The organism is Actinomyces naeslundii (genome assembly GCF_001956585.1).
Classification (GTDB): Bacteria; Actinomycetota; Actinomycetes; order Actinomycetales; family Actinomycetaceae; genus Actinomyces; species Actinomyces naeslundii.
On sequence record NZ_MSRR01000031.1, the window covers coordinates 43,993 to 59,688 of the forward strand.

11 protein-coding genes are annotated in these 15,696 nt (G+C 68.2%); 4 read left to right on the forward strand and 7 right to left on the reverse strand.

What is annotated here, in order from left to right:
- The first annotated feature begins 147 nt into the window (after positions 1-147).
- Complete coding sequence (locus BKH33_RS12110) at positions 148-2,469, forward strand: ABC transporter permease (protein ID WP_076142774.1); 2,322 nt, start codon at positions 148-150, stop codon at positions 2,467-2,469.
- A 10-nt stretch (positions 2,470-2,479) separates the two neighbouring features.
- Complete coding sequence (locus tag BKH33_RS12115) at positions 2,480-3,286, forward strand: ABC transporter ATP-binding protein (RefSeq protein WP_003786029.1); 807 nt, start codon at positions 2,480-2,482, stop codon at positions 3,284-3,286.
- Positions 3,287-3,297: 11 nt separating this feature from the next.
- On the opposite strand, the gene BKH33_RS12120 is transcribed toward BKH33_RS12115, so the two are convergent.
- The 3 genes from BKH33_RS12120 to rbfA form a co-directional block, all read right to left on the reverse strand.
- Positions 3,298-3,600 (reverse strand): hypothetical protein, encoded by a 303-nt coding sequence (locus BKH33_RS12120; protein ID WP_003786018.1) that lies wholly within the window; start codon positions 3,598-3,600, stop codon positions 3,298-3,300.
- 75 nt (positions 3,601-3,675) lie between these two features.
- Positions 3,676-4,827 (reverse strand): tRNA pseudouridine(55) synthase TruB, encoded by a 1,152-nt coding sequence (gene truB, locus BKH33_RS12125; protein WP_003786022.1) that lies wholly within the window; start codon positions 4,825-4,827, stop codon positions 3,676-3,678.
- The gene (gene rbfA, locus BKH33_RS12130; protein WP_003786016.1) at positions 4,824-5,318 is read right to left on the reverse strand and encodes a 30S ribosome-binding factor RbfA; all 495 of its coding nucleotides are present in this window, start codon (positions 5,316-5,318) and stop codon (positions 4,824-4,826) included. Before rbfA ends, truB begins: the two co-directional genes overlap by 4 nt.
- 197 nt (positions 5,319-5,515) lie before the next feature.
- Between rbfA and rarD the strand changes: the two genes are divergently transcribed.
- Positions 5,516-6,532, forward strand: coding sequence for an EamA family transporter RarD (gene rarD / locus BKH33_RS12135; RefSeq protein WP_076142775.1), 1,017 nt, complete (start codon positions 5,516-5,518; stop codon positions 6,530-6,532).
- Here rarD and BKH33_RS12140 read toward each other — a convergent pair.
- The 3 genes from BKH33_RS12140 to BKH33_RS12150 are packed head-to-tail and all read right to left on the reverse strand — an operon-like array spanning position 6,486 to position 10,614.
- Entirely contained in the window at positions 6,486-7,280 is a 795-nt protein-coding gene (locus tag BKH33_RS12140) for a slipin family protein (RefSeq protein WP_076081438.1), read from the reverse strand. The two genes, rarD and BKH33_RS12140, sit on opposite strands and share 47 nt — an antisense overlap.
- A 50-nt stretch (positions 7,281-7,330) precedes the next feature.
- Positions 7,331-8,272, reverse strand: a complete 942-nt coding sequence (locus BKH33_RS12145; RefSeq protein WP_003782553.1) for a hypothetical protein — start codon at positions 8,270-8,272, stop codon at positions 7,331-7,333.
- The gene (locus tag BKH33_RS12150; RefSeq protein WP_003782549.1) at positions 8,272-10,614 is read right to left on the reverse strand and encodes a nitric-oxide reductase large subunit; all 2,343 of its coding nucleotides are present in this window, start codon (positions 10,612-10,614) and stop codon (positions 8,272-8,274) included. The genes BKH33_RS12145 and BKH33_RS12150 overlap by 1 nt, the downstream gene beginning before the upstream one ends.
- Before the next feature lie 365 nt (positions 10,615-10,979).
- Between BKH33_RS12150 and BKH33_RS12155 the strand changes: the two genes are divergently transcribed.
- Positions 10,980-12,551, forward strand: a complete 1,572-nt coding sequence (locus BKH33_RS12155; RefSeq protein ID WP_076081440.1) for a molybdopterin-dependent oxidoreductase — start codon at positions 10,980-10,982, stop codon at positions 12,549-12,551.
- A gap of 98 nt (positions 12,552-12,649) precedes the next feature.
- Here the strand turns inward: BKH33_RS12155 and infB are convergent, their stop codons facing one another.
- Positions 12,650-15,619: a translation initiation factor IF-2 gene (gene infB, locus BKH33_RS12160; RefSeq protein ID WP_076142776.1), complete on the reverse strand. Its 2,970-nt coding sequence runs from the start codon at positions 15,617-15,619 to the stop codon at positions 12,650-12,652.
- Positions 15,620-15,696 lie beyond the last annotated feature (77 nt).

Consider the following 15,696-nt stretch of genomic DNA (forward strand, 5'->3'; position numbering starts at 1 on the left):
ACCTCATCGCCGCAGACCCGCCTTGACGTGAACCGACCGTCGGTCTATTCTCAATATCGACCGATGGTCGGTTCACCTCGAAACCGTTCACGTGACCGAGAAAAGAGACACAGAGACCGGAGAGAAAGACTCAAGGAGGCCGCTGCCATGCTGACGCGACTGCTCAAGGCCGACCTGGCGCGCGGCGCCGTCGTGGCCGCCACCCTGACCGCCCTCATCGCCCTGGCGGCCACGCTGATGTCGGCCGGGACGTCCCTGATCGTGGACAGCCTGTCGGCAACGAGCCGGCTGTCCACCCAGGCCAAGCTGCCGGATCTGGTCCAGATGCACACCGGGACAGTGGACTCCGAGACCATTGACCAGTGGGCCGCGACGCGCAGCGACATCGCCGATCACGAGGTCATCAAGACCCTGCCGGTACCGCGCCAAGAGCTGACGATCAACGGCCGCAACCAGAGCGAGTCCTACAGTGAGCCCGCCTTCGTCACCTCCCCCAAGCGCCTCGACCTGCTGCTCGATGATCAAGGCAACCCCGTGGACCCGAGGCCGGGCGAGGTGGTTCTGCCGATCCACTACCGGGCGATCGAGGCCGCCGACGTCGGTGACACCGTCACCGTCACCGCCGGGGGCAGGACGACGACGCTGAAAGTGGTGGGTTTCGCACGCGACGCGCAGATGAATGCCGCCATGATCACTTCCAAGCGCCTCGTGGTCTCACCTAAGGACTTCTCCGCCCTGGAGCAGCAGATCAGCGAGCCCGAGTACCTCATCGAGTTCACCCTGACCGGCTCCGCCCGCCCCGGAACCGTCATCAGCAGCTATAAGGAAGCGGGCCTGCCCAGCAACGGCATCAACATCAGCGCCTCGATGATTCAGCTCATGAACTCCCTGAACACCATGCTCATCGTGGCCGTGGCCCTGGTGGTGGCGATCGTGCTGGCCGTAGTCGCCATCCTCGCCCTGCGCTACACAGTGCTGGCGGCCATCGAGTCGGACCTGGCCCAGATCGCCGTGCTCAAGGCCATCGGAGCGCCTCACAGCCGGATACGCCGCCTCTACGTGATCAAGTACCTGGCCCTGTCAGCGGTGGGAGCGATCATCGGCTACGCAGCGGGCCAGCCCCTGGCGGCACAGCTGGAGGCCCCCACGACCCTCTACCTGGGCACGCCACCCAGGACCGTCTGGAGCGTGGGGATCCCCATCCTCGCGGTGCTGGTTCTGGCCGCGATCATCGTCGGCTTCACGTGGCTGTCCCTGCGACGCGTCGGACGCATCTCGACGATCGAGGCCCTGCACAGCGGCACCAGCGCCTCCCTGCGCCCGCGCCGTCAGCGGTGGAGGCTCAGTAGCGTGCGTCGTCTTCCGGTCCAGGTATGGCTCGGCGCGCGTGAGGCGCTACGCCCCTCCAACGCGCTGCTGCTCGGCGTCCTGGCGCTGTGCACCTTCACCATGGTGCTGCCGACCAATGTCTCCACCACCCTGAGCAATCCGCAGATCGCCACCTATCTGGGAGTCGGCCAGGCGGATCTGCGCATCGACGTGCGCACCGGGGTCCAGGACCTGGCCACGGTGGACAAGGAGGTCGACTCCGACCCCCGTATCACCCGGCACACCACGGTACTGCGCCGCAGCTACAAGATGTCCACGAGCAGTGGCGGCTGGGAGCCGGTGATCATCGATATCGGAAATCACGAGGCCTTCCCCATGAAGTACATCTCCGGACATGGTCCCACCACGGACGACGAGGTCTCCCTGTCCTACAGCCAGGCCGAGGCCACGGGCGCGAAGGAGGGATCCACGGTCACCGTGCAGACCGCCGACGGGGACAAGGACCTCACGGTCACGGGCGTCTACCAGGACATCACCAACAACGGGAAGACCGCCAAGGCCACCTTCGACGACGGCGCTCCCGCGCTGTGGCAGGTCATCTACGCCGATGCCCACTCCCCGGACCAGGCCAGCGCCTTCGCCCGTGACCTGAACGAGAAGTACCCGGGCGTCCAGGCGATCGGCATGAACCAGTACGCCTCCCAGTTCTTCGGGGCCACCGGCTCCCAGGTTCACCGCATCACCATGATGGCCTGCGCCATCGCACTGGGACTGTCCTTCCTCATCACCGTCCTGTTCACCGTCCTGGTCGTGTCGAGGGAGAGGCCCCAGCTGGGCGTCCTCCTCGCACTGGGCTGCACCAGGGGCGCCATCGCCCGTCAGTACCTCATCCGTTTCGGCGTCCTGGCCCTGACCGGTATCGCCTTGGGGCTGCTGGGCTCCTTCACACTGGGAGCCTCCGCGATCGGGGCTGCCATGTCCTCTCGAGGAGCGCCCGATCTTCAGCTTCTCCCCAACCCGTGGCTGGTGGGACTGCTCCTGCCGGGTGCGCTGCTGGCCACCGTCATCGGCGCGGTCGCCCTGGCACTCAGACGCCTTCGCACCATGTCCCTGTCCACTGCTCTGACCACCGGCGAATGAGAGAGAAACGATGAACACCTCGATCCCCACCAACGCCCGCCTGAACGCTGCGAGCACGACACCGGCCGGGACCACGGGTCCCGCCCTGAGTGCCCGGGGCCTGTCGAAGAGCTACCAGAGCCCCGTTCTGACGAAGCTGGACCTGGATATCGAGCAGGGGCAGTTCGTCGCCATCATGGGCCCCTCCGGATCCGGGAAGTCCACCCTCCTGCACTGCCTGAGCGGCATGGACCGGCCCACTGACGGCTCAGTGCTCCTGGGAGACACAGAAATGACGACCTTGAGCGAGAAGGAGCTGGCGGCGCTACGGCTGACGCGCTTCGGATTCGTCTTCCAGCAGGCCCACCTCATGGCCACTCTGTGCCTGCTGGACAACATCGTCCTACCCGGGTTCCTGGCGGGTCTGCGTCCGCGCCCCGAGGTCACGGCGCGCGGAGAGGAGCTCATGGAACGCATGGGGATCGCCGAGCTGGCCGCCAGCAGCGTCACCGAGGTCTCCGGAGGCCAGCTCCAACGAGCCGGCATCTGCCGGGCCCTGATCAATGATCCCGGAATCGTGTTCGCCGACGAGCCCACCGGAGCGCTCAACTCAGCCACCGCGCTGCAGATCCTCGACCTGCTCGGTCAGGTGCACGCCTCGGGAACGACTCTCGTCATGGTCACCCACGACGCCCAGGTGGCGGTCCGGGCGGACCGGGTCCTGGTGCTCGTGGACGGACGGATCGTGGAGGACCTCTCCCTGGGGCGCTATGAGGAGGCTGAGGCGCCCTCACGCCTGACGACGGTCACCGAGGCCCTTCAGCGCCGCAGCGTGTGAAGGCACCGGACTCAGTGACCGCCACAGCCGCAACCGCCGCCGCTCGAGGCGGACGCGGAGACGTCACGCAGGCCCAGCAGGTTGCCGGTCTTGTGTCCGGGAGTGACGCCCTGCGGGGCCGCCGCCCCCAGCGCAGTCGTCACCGCTGTGGCGACTGCGACGGCGTCCACGTCCTCCGGCGATGTCTGCACGGGCTGGGGCCGGTAGCCCTCACCCAGGGGCTGGGCAACCTCGGGAGCGGCCGCCCGCTCGTCCCGCTCGCTCTGCTTGGCGTGACCGCCGCATCCGCAGCTGCACCCACCGGTCTGGCTCATCAGATCTCCTCAGATAAAGGCACTCATCATGTCTGCTCACGCCGGACGAGCCGGCGGCTCGACTCCGAGCCCGTCTCAGGCCGGGTCGAGGACCAGCACCGGACGCGCGCGCGAGCCTTGATGCCTCAACAGTGCCACGAGCCGCCCGTCAGGAGCGAATCCGGCCACGACGCGCTGCCTGGAGATCCCCTTGGAGGCCACTTCCCCCAACCGGCCCTCGGGCGCCTCGGCCCGTTCCAGGACCGCGGCGTCGAGCGGCTGACCGTGGCGCAGTCCGCGAGCCTCGGGCTCTGTGAGGGCGAGCCGCTCGAAGCAGCGCCGGGCCACCTCCTCCAACGGGACTGTGGCGGCTCCGCGCGGGTCAGGGGTGACGGCGTCGGTCTCGACCTGCTCGGACAGCTCGATCAGGGTGCTGGCCTGACCGACGTCGAAGGGGCCGACCCCGGTGCGCCGCAGCGCGGTCAGGTGCGCGCCGCACCCCAGGGCCTGGCCCAGGTCACGGGCCAGGGCTCGCACGTAGGTGCCCGACGAGCAGGAGACCACGACATCATGGTCCACGACCTGGACCTCGCCCTCGGCTCCGTCCGTCTCGGCGCCCGTTGCGACTCCCCCTGCCGCAGCACCGGCGAGGTCGACACCGGCCTGACGGGGCTCTCCGGTCAGGCGCAGATCGTGGATGGTGACGGGCCTGGCCTCCAGCTCGACGTCCTGCCCGTCGCGAACCCGTTTGTAGGCGCGCACGCCGTCGACCTTGATGGCCGAGACGGCGCTGGGCACCTGCTGGATCTGTCCGGTCAGGCCGGCCAGTGCCTTCTGGAGGCGGTCCCCGGACAGGTCGTCGATCCGGCAGCCGTGGGCTGCGGTGACCTCGCCCTCGGCGTCCTCGGTAGTGGTCTCCAGCCCGAGGCGGATGGTGGCCGCGTAGGTCTTGTCCGCTCCCACCAGGTAGGTGAGGAATCGGGTGGCGCGTCCGACGCCCAGGAGCAGCAGGCCGGTGGCCATGGGGTCGAGGGTGCCGGCGTGCCCCACCTTGCGGGTGGCGGCCAGGCGCCGCGTGGCACCGACGACGTCGTGGCTGGTCAGCCCCTGGGGCTTGTCCACCAGGAGGATCCCGTCGGAGGCTGGGACGGCTCCGCGAGGGACGTCGGGGCGGCGCCGACGCGCACGGTGGTGGTCGTTATCGCCACCGGCCCGCTCCACCGGCTCGGCCTGATCGGAGACGCTCACAGGCCCTCTGCGTCCCGAGCCGGCCCCTGATCGGCCGTCTGCTCATCATCCTCGTCGGTCTCGCCCGTGTCCTCGTCGTCGTGGCGGTAGGGGTCGGCCTCTCCCGCATAGGTGGCGCCCTCGGCGGCCTTGGCGATCTGGGCGTCGCGCACGCGGGCCTGAGCCAGGGCGTCCTCGAGGGTCTTGGCGGTCGTGGGCAGGGCGTCGAGCTGGAAGGTCAGGGACGGGGTGAGACGGATCCCCAGGGCCTTGCCGACCTCTGAGCGGATGAGGCCCTTGGCCGAGCGCAGTGCCTTGGCCGTCTCCTCGCGCTCCTCGTCGCTGCCGTAGACGGTGTAGAAGATGGTCGCCTGCTGCAGGTCGCCGGTGACACGGACGTCGGTGACGGTGACGAAGCCCAGGCGCGGATCCTTGATACGCCCCTGAAGGAGGCGGGCGACGGTCTCATGAATGCGGTCGGCGACCTTGCGGGCGCGGGCGGCGTCGGCCATGGCGGGGCTCCTTCACGTGCGGGGGCCGGGTCTGTGAGGCCCGGGGCTGAGCGATCGGGACCGATCGGCGCGTCGTCCTCGCCCGCGAAAGAGCGAGCCCTTCCGAGGCGATCCAGTGCGCCTCACTATGCTACGTGGAGCGGCGACGCTGTCACCGCCGCCATCCCCGAGCGCGAACGGATCAGGAACAGATCACAATGAGCTCCTCCCCCGGTGCATCCTCCTTGGAACCCGAACCCTCCGCGACGCCGAGTTCTCCGGCAGGCGCCCGAGGGCCGGCGTCGGCCTCCGGGGCGCTCGACGGTACCGGGATGGCCCTGGTCATCGGCTGCTACACCCTGTGGGGCGTCTTCCCCCTCTACTTCCACCTGTTGTCCGCGGCCGGCAGTGTGGAGATCATCGGTCACCGGATCGTGTGGACCCTGGGCACCTGTCTGGCGCTCATCGCCGCGCGCCGCCGTTGGGCGAGCCTTGCCCGCGTCTGCCGCACGCCCCGACTGCTGGGGGCGCTGACCGTCTGTGGACTCCTGGTCTCGGTCAACTGGCTCGTCTACGTCTACGGTGTCAACACCGCACGCACGGCCGATGCCGCCCTGGGCTACTTCATCAACCCGTTGGTGACGGTGGCCCTGGCCTCGCTGGTCCTGCGCGAGCGGCTGCGCCCCGTCCACCGGGTCTCGATCGTGCTGGCGAGCGCCGCCGTCGCGCTCCTGGTGGTGCTCCAGGGCTCGCTGCCGTGGATCTCCCTGGCCCTGGCCTTCTCCTTCGCCCTGTACGGGCTGGTCAAGAAGCGGATCGGGCCTGACGTGGATGCCCTGACCGGACTGACGGTGGAGAGCGCCGTCGTGGCGCCTATCGCCCTTGCCTACCTGAGCTGCCTGGCCTGGCAGGGGCAGTCGGCCTGGCAGTCCCCCGACCAGGGCTGGCAGATCATGGCTCTGCTCGTGGTGGCCGGTCCGGTCACGGCCGTGCCCCTGCTGCTCTTCGCCGCAGGGACCAGGCGGGTACCGCTGTCGGTGGTGGGGATGAGTCAGTACATCGCCCCGACCATCCAGTTCCTTCTGGCCTGGGCCGTCTTCCATGAGCAGATCCCGCCGGCGCGCTGGGCGGCCATGGTGCTGGTGTGGGCGGCGGTCGCGGTCTTCATCGGCGACGCCGTGCACCAGCTCATTCGCCGTCCTCATCCGCGTCCGGCAAACCGGCCTCGGCCCTGAAACGCTCCAGGAGCGGACCGATGATGTCCATCGGGAGGGGGAAGACGACTGTGGAGTTCTGGTCGGCGCCGAGCTCCAGGAGGGTCTGCAGGTAGCGCAGCTGGAGGGAGGCCGGTGACTTCGAGAGCGTGTCCGCCGCCTGGCGCAGCTCCTCGGAGGCCTGAAGCTCACCGCGGGCATTGATGATCTTGGCACGGCGCTCGCGCTCGGCCTCGGCACCACGGGCCATGGCCCGCTGCATCTGCTCGGGGATCTCGACGTCCTTGATCTCGACGACGCTGACCTCCACACCCCAGGGCTCGGTGAGCTTCTCGATGATGTCGCGCAGGTCGGCGTTCAGGGCGCTGCGGTGGGCGAGCACGGTGTCCAGGTCGACCCGCCCGAGGACGGATCTCAGTGTGGTCTGCGCGATCTGGGAGGTGGCGATCGCGTAGTTCTCCACCGCCATGACGGCTTTGACCGGGTCGGTGACGTTGAACAGGACGACGGCGTTGACGCGCGCCGGCACGTTGTCCTCCGTGATGACCTCCTGTGGCGGGATGGTCAGGGTGACCACTCGGGTGTCGACCCGTACCAGGCGCTCGAGGAAGGGGACGACCAGGTGCAGACCGGGCTCGTAGACGGGCCGCAGGCGCCCCAGCCTGAAGACGATGCCCCGCTCGTACTGGGTGATGATCTTCAGCGAGAGCGCCAGGGCGAGCAGCACGAGGACGGCGAGCGCCACGACGGCGGAGACGGAAGTAGTCATGAAGGGTCCTTCAGGAAGGTGGGTCGAAGCGGGTCAGGGCTGGGGCCGGATCATCTGGTTGTGGTGTCGGTGGCCTCGTTCCATGCCGAGGACCATGAGCGCCGAGCTCCACCACGGGCACCATCACGAACACCGTCCGAGCCGAGCTCGGCACCGGCGACCGGTACTCGTCTGCGGGTGCGCAGGGCAGTGACACGGCGCAGCTCGGGCTCTGCGGAGGCGGCAGTCCCGCCGTCCGCCTTCCCGACGCCGTCGGGCTCGGCGACGAAGGAGACGTGCACGGACCGCCCCGACGCCGCCGCACGCGCCTGAGCGGCGGCGATCGCCTCGGCCGCCTCGCGCACCGAGCGGTAGCCCGAGGGGCGAGAGCCGATCGTCACCGGCACGGGTCCGGCTGGGGCGCTCGCCGCCAAGCGACGGGACTCCTCGGCCTCCCGGTACTCCTGGGAGCCGACGTGGGGCAGGTGTGCCGGTGCGTTGTCAGGAGTGCTCCACAGGTGGCGGGCCAGCGGCAGGACTCCGGTGACAATGACGACAACGGCCGTTGTGCCCAGGACGATGAGGTCGCCGACGGCGTGAAAGGCCATCATGAGCAGCAGCGGGATGAAGACGCCGACGCAGGCGATGACCAGGCCCACACCGCGATGGAAGCGTCCGGCGTCGGAGTAGGGCCACGGGTCAACGGGCCGGGTGATCTCCCGCGGGCCGGGAGTCGGTGAGCAGCTGTCCTTGGACGGGCAGCGCCCGCAGATCGCGTGGGCCCCCTCATAGCGGATGACGCGCTTGTCCGGGTCGAAGGCGGTGGGCCACAGCCACTGGTCCTCGTGGCACCTCCAGCCGTCGACGTCGTCGTGGTAGACGAAGTCCGAGTGGCGCCAGGACATCGAGTGCCGGGCGCTGCGTGAGCCGAGGACGTCCACGACCCACGCGGCGGCCAGCATGATGAGCGCGTAGGCGGAGATGAGCCACACGCTCAGGTCGGGTGAGCCCATCAGTCGTTCAGCTCCGCGCGCTCACCGCGCCAGGCCTTGCGCCCGCCCTTGATCTCCTCGTAGAGGGCGTCCTCGGCGAAGGTGTCCACCGTCCGTCCGCGACGCCAGTTCCTCAGTCCCAGGAAGGCGATGTAGAGGTAGGGCAGGACTCCGCCGATGATGAAGATGAGGTCTCCGGGCATCCGTCCCCACTCGATGATCGTGTTGACCGAGTTGGTGACGTAAGTGAGCTGGCGGGCCTCGAAGTAGCCAGTGCCCACCGAGTAGCGCAGCTGGAGGATGCCCAGCGGCAGCAGGGTGGCGAAGCACATCCAGGCCAGGCCGATGTTGAGGCTCCAGAAGGAGGTCTTGGCGAGCTTCTCGGGCCACTTGTCGACCGGTACCAGGTAGCGCAGGGCGAACATTCCCAGTGCCAGCGCCATGAAGCCGTAGACCCCCATCATGGAGGCGTGGGCGTGGTTGGCCGTCAGCGCGGTGCCGATCTCGTAGTAGGACACGATGGGCAGGTTGACCAGGAAGCCGAAGACACCGGCACCCAGGAAGTTCCAGAAGCCGACGGCCATGAGGAACATGACGGCCCAGCGGTGCGGGAAGGGCCCCGCCTCCTTGCCGTGACGGTTGGCGCCCAGCTGCATGAAGGCCCAGGCCTCCACCGTCAGGAAGGTCAGGGGGATCACCTCGGCGGCTGAGAAGAAGGCGCCCAGGGCCATGTGCTCCACCGGCGTGCCGGAGAAGTAGAGGTGGTGCATGGTCCCGATGACGCCACCGGCGGAGTACAGGATGATGTCCATGAAGATGATGCCCAGCGCGATCCTCTCCCGGACGACGCCCAGGAGGACGAACACGTAGGCGACCATGACGGTGGTGAACAGTTCGAGGAAGTCCTCGACCCACAGGTGCACCACCCAGAAGCGCCAGAACTCGGCGACGGTGACATGGGTACCGGTGCGGGCCATCATCCCCACGGCGTAGAAGGCCGGGATCGCCAGCGCGGCGAACATGAACAGCCAGGGCATGTTGGCCACGTGCTCGTTGCTCAGGCGCCGGCGCATGGCGCGCCAGATGATGAACACCCAGACGAACAGGGCCACGGTGAGCAGGACCTGGAAGACGAAGGGCAGGTCGAGGTACTCCCACTGCTGGGAGAACAGCGGCCCCTTGGCCCAGCTCAGACCGTGCTGGCTGGCCCCCTCGGCCAGGCAGGACAGAACGACGACGACCGTGGCCGCGATGAACAGGGTCCATACCAGGACGTGCTGCCTCCTCGGCTCGCGCCTGGCGATGAAAGGCGTCAGGAACAGGCCGGCCGCGAGCAGCCCGATGGCGGTCCAGAACAAGGAGAGCTGGACGTGCCAGGTGCGGGCCAGTGAGAAGGGCAGGAGCCTGCCCAGGTCGAGGCCGAAGAAGGACAGCACGTCGGCCCGGTAGTGCTCGGCCAGGGCGCCCAGGAGCGTCTGCACGAGGAACAGGGCGGCGATGGTGAAGACGTACCAGGCCACCACCCTCTGCGACTTGGTCAGTCCGATCTCCTCGGGTTGTCGGAAGGACAGGGCCGGGGCCTCCTCCGAGTGCCAGCCGATCTTCTGGCTCCAGCGGCCGTAGATGGCGAACATGACCCCGGTTCCGCCGATGAGGACGATCAGCGACAGGACCGACCAGATCATGAGGTCTCCCGTGGGCGCGTTGCCGACCAGGGACTCCGGGGGCCAGTTGTTCGTGTATGAGTAGTCGTGACCCGGGCGCTGCGCAGACGAGCCCCAAGCGGTCCAGCCGAAGAAGGCCGTCACCTGCTTGACCTGGACGGGATCAGTGATGAGATCCGGTTTAAGACCATGGCTGTGGGCATCGGGCCCGAACATCTTGGTGTAGTGACCGACGGCGTCGTTGTAGGCCTTGACCTGCTCATCGGTCCACACCAGGGTCCCCGTGGAGGGATCGTAGCGGTTGGTCCGCAGCATCTCCTTGGTGGCGGCGGCCGGGTCGTCGACGCCCTGGGAGGCAAGCTGCTCCTTGACGCTCGTGGCCTCCATGCGGAGGTACTCGGCGGTGAAGTCGGGGCCGAGGTAGCCGCCGTGCCCCAGGATGGAGCCGTACTCCATGAGGCCTCTGGCCTGGAAGAGCTTCTGCCCCTCGGTGATGTCCTGCGTCGTGAAGAGGGTCTCGCCGCTCTCTGTGACAACCCTCTCCGGTTGAGGCATGGAGTTGGTGTAGGTGCGATAGGCCAGCAGGCCCATGACGGTGAATCCGAAGAGCATGACCAGGGCGACGCCCTGGATCCACCCCTTGCCAATGAGGCGAGCGCGTCGGGAGGTCGCCCCCTCAGCCGTGGCAGCGGATGACATGAGAGTACCTCCGTGTATCTCAGGAGACGGCGGATGTCTTCCGCGTCTGGCAGCCACCGTACAAGCACCACGCTGTCCACTTACGGAGCAATCCGGTACTACTCCGTCAGCCCACCGACCGATCGGCCCCATTTCATCAGAAATAAACCATATATATTCAACGTGTCGAATCGGCCGACGGCCGAGGTGCCGATCATTTTGACAACAACATACTTTGTTATTTAGGTAAGGCATTCTTGGGTTACAACTCTCACCCCGCAGAGCTGATCGAAACACACCGTCACAAAACCCTGCATAAAACCGATGATCAGCAGTACAATTGTTTGTACGGCAAGTGTTTTCATCCCGTTTTGTTAGGCACGACGATGTCCCTTCTGCCTCTAGCCGCACAGACCGTCAACGACGTCGCCCAGCAGTGCGTCGACACCGAGACCTTTCCACTGTGGCTGCGCGTCACCCACTTCATCAACTTCCTCCTCATGGGCGTCCTCATCCGCTCAGGCATCGAGATCATCGCCTCGCACCCGCGCTTCTACCTCAAGGACCAGTGCGAGCCCGGCTCCGAGTGGATCCGGTTCACCAAGGACAAGGTGCCCCTCGAGGAGGGCGCCTTCACCGCTCGAGACGACCAGCGCGACCTCTCCCCACTCATCTCGCTGCCCGGCCGGGCCAAGATCGGGTTAGGACGCGCCTGGCACGGAGTAGCCACGAGCTTCTGGCTGCTCAACGGCGTCGTGTATGTCGTCTTCCTCGTGGGCACCGGGGCGTGGCAGCGCCTGGTTCCGACGACCTGGCGGATCCTGCCCGACGCCTGGGACTCATTACTGACCTACGCGCACCTGCGCACCCCGTCCCTGTGCGACTTCACCCCCTACGACAGCCTTCAGCAGCTGGGGTACTTCTTCATCGTCTTCATCGCCGCCCCGCTGATGATCGTGACGGGCCCGGTCATGTCTCCGGCAGTCGTCGGGCGCTTCCCCTGGTACGCCAAGATGTTCGGTGGACGCCAGGCCGCCCGCTCCCTGCACCTGATCGGCATGTTCACCTACCTGGGCTTCGCCGTCGTCCACGTGGGCCTGGTGTTCATCGTGCACGCGCCCCACAACCTCACCCACATCGTCTTCGGTTACTACGACCCCAGCCGTGTGGGTCAGGCCTACGTCACCGTGATCGCGACGATCATCGTCGTCGTGGCACTGTGGATCGCCATGTCCTACTGGACGCTGACGGACACGCGCCGCAGCCAGCGGATCCTGTGGGACGCCACGCGGGGGATCCGCCACGTCACGGTGGACCGCTTCAACTCCCAGCAGGCGGCCAAGAGGCCGTGGACGGAGAAGGACATCTCCAAGTTCCACTGGGTCAACACCCGTACCCCCTCGCGTGAGGAGTCCCCGGAGTACCAGGAGCTGGCGGCGAACGACTTCGCCGACTTCCGCCTCGAAGTAGGTGGCATGGTCTCGGAGCCGGCGTCCTTCTCCCTCGAAGAGCTCAAGGCGATCGCCAGCCAGTCCCAGATCACCATGCACACCTGCATGCAGGGATGGACGGGTATCGCCAAGTGGACGGGGATCCGGGTGCGGGATCTGCTCGAGCAGGTCGGCCAGGTCGACCCCGAGGCCGGATGGGTGATGTTCGAGTCCTTCGGCATGGCCCAGCACATGCACGACGGGCGCCCGGTCGAGCCGTACTACACGTGCCTCTCACTGGACATGGCCCTCGAGGATGACACGATCCTGGCCTGGGACCGCAATGACGAGCCGCTCTCGGGCATGTTCGGCGCCCCACTGCGACTGCGCTGCGAAACGAGCCACGGGTACAAGATGATCAAGTGGGTCCGGTCAGTGACGGTGATCCGTCACTACAGCGAGGTCGGTGACGGCATGGGCGGGACCCGCGAGGACTCCGGATACCAGGACGTCAACGCACGCATCTGACGACATCACACCGACCGATCTCAGGGCAGTCTGATGACGCCGGCGGGCCGGCCACCGAGTGGGTGGCCGGCCCGCCGTTGTTACTGAGGCGGCAGCGCTCAGTCGCGAGGCTTCTCGCGCATCTCCCAGGTCTCGATGACGTCGCCCTCGGCGATGTCCTTGAAGCCCAGGTTGATACCGCACTCGTAGCCCTCGCGGACCTCGGTGACGTCGTCCTTCTCGCGGCGCAGTGTCTCGATGGACAGATCGCCGTTGATGACGACGCCGTCACGCACCAGGCGGGCCTTGGTACCCCGCTTGATGATGCCCGAGCGGACGATGGAGCCGGCGATGGAACCGAACTTCGAGGAGCGGAAGATCTGCCGGATCTCGGCGGTGCCGAGCTCGACCTCCTCGTAGACGGGCTTGAGCATGCCCTTCATGGCGGCCTCGACGTCCTCGATCGCGTTGTAGATGACCGAGTAGAACTTCATGTCGACGCCCTCGCGGTCGGCGATCTCCGAGACCCGCTCAGCGGGCCGGACGTTGAAGCCGATGATGACGGCGGAGTCCACCGTGGCCAGGTTGACGTCGTTCTGCGTGATGGCACCCACACCACGGTGGATGACGCGCAGGGCGACCTCCTCGCCGACATCGATCTTGAGCAGGGAGTCCTCCAGGGCCTCGACCGCACCCGAGCTGTCACCCTTGAGGATGAGGTTGAGGGTGTCGACCTTGCCCTCCTTGAGGACGTCGCTGAGGTTCTCCAGGGACACGCGCTTGCGACGCTTGGCCAGCAGGGCGGCGCGCTCGGCGGCCTCACGCTTGTCGGCGATCTGACGGGCCGTGCGGTCGTCGGGGGCGACGATGAAGGAGTCGCCGGCGCTGGGCACGTTCGTCAGTCCCAGGACCAGGGCCGGACGGGCGGGCCCGGCCTCGGTGAGGTTCTCCCCGTGCTCGTTGAACATCGCCCGCACGCGCCCGTAGGCGCTTCCGGCCACGATCGGGTCGCCGACCCGCAGCGTGCCGCGCTCGACCAGGATGGTGCTCACGGCACCGCGGCCCTTGTCGAGCTTGGCCTCGATGGTGACGCCGCGGGCCTCGGTCTCCGGGTTGGCCCGCAGGTCCAGGGCGGCATCCGCTGTGAGCAGGACGGCCTCGAGGAGCTCGTCGATGTGGAGACGCTGCTTGGCGGAGATGTCCACGAACATCGTCTCGCCGCCGTACTCCTCGGGGACCAGACCGTACTCGGTGAGCTGGCCGCGGATCTTGTCCGGGTTGGCGCCCTCCTTGTCGATCTTGTTGACCGCCACGACGATCGGCACATTGGCCGCCTGTGCGTGGTTGAGGGCCTCAACGGTCTGGGGCATGACGCCGTCGTCGGCGGCCACCACCAGGATGGCGATGTCGGTCACCTCGGCACCGCGGGCACGCATGGCCGTGAAGGCCTCGTGACCGGGGGTGTCGATGAAGGTGATCGAACGATCCTCGTCGTTCAGGTTGACGCGGACCTGGTAGGCACCGATGGACTGGGTGATGCCCCCGGCCTCGCCGGCGACGACGTCGGTGGAGCGGATCGCGTCCAGCAGCTTGGTCTTACCGTGGTCGACGTGTCCCATGACCGTGACCACCGGGGGCCGCGGCACGAGGTTGGCGTCGTCCTCATCGGGCTCGAGGTCGATGTCGAAGGACTCCAGCAGCTCTCGGTCCTCGTCCTCGGGCGAGACGATCTGGACGTTGTAGCCCAGCTCGGCGCCCAGGAGGGCGAAGGTGTCCTCGTCGAGGGACTGGGTGGCCGTGGCCATCTCACCGAGGTGGAACAGCACGGTCACCAGGGCCGCAGGGTTGGCGTTGATCTTCTCGGCCAGGTCGGTGAGCGTCGCGCCCTGGCGCACACGCACCGGGGTGGAGCCGTCACCGCGCGGGACAATGACACCGCCGATCGACGGCGCGCTCTGCTGCTCGAACTCCTGGCGCTTGGCCCGCTTGGACTTGCGTCCCCGCGGGGCGCCACCGCCACGTCCGAAGGCGCCCTGGGTGGAGCCGCGGCCACCGCGACCACCGCGAGGCCCGCCGAAACCGCCTCCGGGACGACCACCGCCGCCTCCGGGACGGCCGCCACCACCGGGACGCGAGCCGCGGCCACCGCCGCCGGCACCGCCACGCGCCGGGGCGCCGGGACGGCCGATGGAGGACTGGCCGGGCATCATGCCCGGGTTGGGACGCGGACCGCCCGGGCGCGGGGCACCGGAACGACCGGCTCCCTGAGGCCGTGCACCGCCCTGAGGACGGGGGCCGCCGGGGCGCGGGCCGCCCTGGGGACGGGGACCGCCCGAGCCGCCCAGGCGGGGCATGCCCTGGGAGGTGGCGAAGGGGTTGTTGCCGGGACGCGGCGCACCCGAGCGTGACTGGCCCGAGCGCTGGCCGCCTCGGCCTCCCTGGCCACCCTGACGGGGCATGCCCTGGGAGGTGGCGAAGGGGTTGTTGCCGGGACGCGGAGCCCCGGGACGCGGCCCCGGCGTCGGGGCGTTGCGGCGAGGACCGGGCGTGGGCGCTCCGGATGCAGCCGCCGGCCTAGGAGCACCGGCACCGGGCCTGGATGCCTTGGGGGCGTCGTCGGGGGTGGAGGCACCGCCCTGGGTCCCGGGCTTCGCGGCACCCGCTCCGGCCGGAGCACTGCCACCGGGCTTGGGAGCCGAGGCTGCGGGCTTGGGGCCGGCCGCCGGGGCGCCGGGCTTGGGAGCACCGGCGCCCGTCCTGGGAGCGGCGGAGCTAGCCGTCGCGTCCGTAGCACCGGCTGCGGGCTTCGGCTTAGCGGCCGCTCCGGGCTTGGGGGCGGCCTTGCCCGGCTTGGGAGCCGGGGAGGCGGCCTTGGCCGGATGGTCGGCCTGAGTGTCCGCCGGTGCCTCCTGCACCTGGGCGGCGAAGTGCTCGCGAACCCGGCGAGCGACGGGGGGCTCGACCGCGGAGGAGGCCGCCTTGACGAACTCTCCCTGGTCCTTGAGCCAGGCCAGGATCACCTTCGAGGTGACCTTCTTGCCAGTGGGGTCGAGCTCCTTGGCGAGCTCATGAACGCGTGGTTTAGCCACTTTTCTCCTGTCCGGTTTCCCACCCCGGACAGGGGTGGGTGCTTCTAGAGGCAGCTCATCGCTGGGTACTCATCGGG

Bases quoted from the DNA above. Each gene is read 5' to 3' on its own strand.
- BKH33_RS12140 (WP_076081438.1), bottom strand. From the start codon at position 7,280: ATGACTACTTCCGTCTCCGCCGTCGTGGCGCTCGCCGTCCTCGTGCTG.
- BKH33_RS12145 (WP_003782553.1), bottom strand. From the start codon at position 8,272: ATGGGCTCACCCGACCTGAGCGTGTGGCTCATCTCCGCCTACGCGCTC.
- rarD (WP_076142775.1), top strand. From the start codon at position 5,516: ATGAGCTCCTCCCCCGGTGCATCCTCCTTGGAACCCGAACCCTCCGCG.
- BKH33_RS12115 (WP_003786029.1), top strand. From the start codon at position 2,480: ATGAACACCTCGATCCCCACCAACGCCCGCCTGAACGCTGCGAGCACG.
- BKH33_RS12120 (WP_003786018.1), bottom strand. From the start codon at position 3,600: ATGAGCCAGACCGGTGGGTGCAGCTGCGGATGCGGCGGTCACGCCAAG.
- BKH33_RS12110 (WP_076142774.1), top strand. From the start codon at position 148: ATGCTGACGCGACTGCTCAAGGCCGACCTGGCGCGCGGCGCCGTCGTG.
- BKH33_RS12150 (WP_003782549.1), bottom strand. From the start codon at position 10,614: ATGTCATCCGCTGCCACGGCTGAGGGGGCGACCTCCCGACGCGCTCGC.
- rbfA (WP_003786016.1), bottom strand. From the start codon at position 5,318: ATGGCCGACGCCGCCCGCGCCCGCAAGGTCGCCGACCGCATTCATGAG.
- BKH33_RS12155 (WP_076081440.1), top strand. From the start codon at position 10,980: ATGTCCCTTCTGCCTCTAGCCGCACAGACCGTCAACGACGTCGCCCAG.